General features: G+C 48.8%; 1 tRNA gene and 1 rRNA gene. Both read left to right on the top strand.

The features are described 5' to 3' along the window. Positions 1–78 precede the first annotated feature (78 nt). Positions 79–152 (top strand) — tRNA-Ala (locus JHL15_RS21165). A gap of 158 nt (positions 153–310) precedes the next feature. Beyond that, positions 311–2,892, top strand: a 23S ribosomal RNA gene (locus JHL15_RS21170); the annotation flags it as partial.

The raw sequence follows: 2,892 nt of genomic DNA on the forward strand, positions 1-2,892 counted from the left end.
GGAGATAAAAAGACAAGAGATATGAGACATTTTAATAGTCTCAAGTCTCCAATCTGAGAATCTCGAGTCTAACTAGAGGGGGAATTAGCTCAGCTGGCTAGAGCGCCTGCCTTGCACGCAGGAGGTCAAGGGTTCGACTCCCTTATTCTCCACAGTTTTGGAATACTGATTTAAAAGTTACGGATGGAGCCAAAAACAACATCTGTTCATCAGTTGGACAAGAAGACATTAAGATCATTGACATTAACGGTAAAGACATCACAAAGAGAAAACCGAGCACTTATAAGTGCTTGAGTAACCTAAAAATAGGAAAGAAATCGTTAAGGGCGTATGGCGGATGCCTAGGCTTTCAGAGGCGACGAAGGACGTGGTAAGCTGCGAAAAGCTCGGGGGATTGGCACACACGAATTGATCCCGAGATGTCCGAATGGGGCAACCCGGCTGGTTGAAGACCAGTCACCTCTTAGGAGGAGCAAACCCGGAGAACTGAAACATCTAAGTACCCGGAGGAAAAGAAATCGAAGAGATTCCGTAAGTAGTGGCGAGCGAAAGCGGATTAGCCCAAAAGCTTTTATATGTTTAATAGAATGTTCTGGAAAGAACAGCCATAGAGGGTGATAGCCCCGTATATGAAAGGCATATTTAAGTGATAAATGAGTAGGGCGGGACACGTGAAATCCTGTCTGAATATGGGGGGACCATCCTCCAAGGCTAAATACTCCTGAAAGACCGATAGTGAACAAGTACTGTGAAGGAAAGGTGAAAAGCACTTCGAATAGAAGGGTGAAATAGAACCTGAAACCGTACGCCTACAAGCGGTCGGAGCCCACAAGTTGGGTGACGGCGTGCCTTTTGCATAATGAGCCTACGAGTTAATTTTACTAGCGAGGTTAAGGACTTCAGGTCCGGAGCCGGAGCGAAAGCGAGTCTGAATAGGGCGGATAGTTAGTAGGATTAGACGCGAAACCTTGTGATCTACCCATGGGCAGGTTGAAGCTCTGGTAACACAGAGTGGAGGACCGAACCGGTTGACGTTGAAAAGTCTTCGGATGACCTGTGGGTAGGGGTGAAAGGCCAATCAAACTGGGAGATAGCTCGTACTCCCCGAAATGCATTTAGGTGCAGCGTCGTATATAAGTTTATTAGAGGTAGAGCTACTGATTGGATGCGGGGGTTTCACCACCTACCAATTCCTGACAAACTCCGAATGCTAATAAATGTTCTACGGCAGTGAGGGCATGGGTGCTAAGGTCCATGTCCGAGAGGGAAAGAACCCAGACCAACAGCTAAGGTCCCCAAATATATGTTAAGTTGAAGCAACGCGGTTGGACTGCATTGACAGCTAGGATGTTGGCTTGGAAGCAGCCATTCATTTAAAGAGTGCGTAACAGCTCACTAGTCGAGCGGTCCGGCATGGATAATAATCGGGCATAAACATATTACCGAAGCTATGGATTTGTAATTTATTACATCTGGTAGGGGAGCATTCTATTTGCGCCGAAGCAGTATCGTGAGGTATTGTGGAGCGGATAGAAAAGAAAATGTAGGCATAAGTAACGATAAAGGGGGCGAGAAACCCCCTCACCGAAAGACTAAGGTTTCCTCAGCCATGCTAATCAGCTGAGGGTTAGTCGGGACCTAACGCGAACCCGAAAGGGGTAGTGGATGGACAATGGGTTAATATTCCCATACTTGCTCACACTAAAAAGGGGACGGTTCGATGTAGCTACTGGAGACTGACGGAATAGTCAAGGCCTAGCCTTCGGGCGAAGCTGCTGTAGTGAACTCGGATCCAAGAAAAGCCGAAGTGAAGCAACCCGTACCAAAACCGACACAGGTAGTCGAGGAGAGAATCCTAAGGTGCTCGAGTGAGTCGTGGCTAAGGAACTAGGCAAAATAGTCTCGTAACTTCGGAAGAAGAGACGCCAGCAGCAATGCTGGCCGCAGTGAAGAGGCCCAGGCGACTGTTTATCAAAAACACAGGACTCTGCTAAATCGAAAGATGCTGTATAGGGTCTGACACCTGCCCGGTGCTGGAAGGTTAAGGAAGGGCGTTAGCGTAAGCGAAGCGTTTGACTGAAGCCCCAGTAAACGGCGGCCGTAACTATAACGGTCCTAAGGTAGCGAAATTCCTTGTCGGGTAAGTTCCGACCTGCACGAATGGTGTAACGATCTGGGCACTGTCTCAGCCACGAGCTCGGTGAAATTGTAGTATCGGTGAAGATGCCGATTACCCGCAATGGGACGAAAAGACCCTGTGAACCTTTACTATAACTTCGTATTGACTTTGAGTAAGTAATGTGTAGGATAGGTGGGAGACTTTGAAGCAGGCACGCTAGTGTTTGTGGAGTCAACGTTGAAATACCACCCTTTACTTACTTGGAGCCTAACTTCTTTTAGAAGGACATTGCGTGGTGGGTAGTTTGACTGGGGTGGTCGCCTCCAAAAGAGTAACGGAGGCTTTCAAAGGTACCCTCAGCACGCTTGGTAACCGTGCGTAGAGTGTAATGGCATAAGGGTGCTTGACTGTGAGACCTACAAGTCGATCAGGTGCGAAAGCAGGACATAGTGATCCGGTGGTTCCGCATGGAAGGGCCATCGCTCATAGGATAAAAGGTACTCCGGGGATAACAGGCTAGTCTCCCCCAAGAGCTCACATCGACGGGGAGGTTCGGCACCTCGATGTCGGCTCGTCACATCCTGGGGCTGGAGAAGGTCCCAAGGGTTGGGCTGTTCGCCCATTAAAGTGGCACGCGAGCTGGGTTCAGAACGTCGTGAGACAGTTCGGTCTCTATCTATTGCGGGCGTTAGATGTTTGAGAGGGCTTGATTCTAGTACGAGAGGACCGAATTGAACAAACCTCTGGTGTATCAGTTGTACCGCCAGGTGCAC

The organism is Chryseobacterium paridis (assembly GCF_016595215.1).
Classification (GTDB): domain Bacteria; phylum Bacteroidota; class Bacteroidia; order Flavobacteriales; family Weeksellaceae; genus Chryseobacterium; species Chryseobacterium paridis.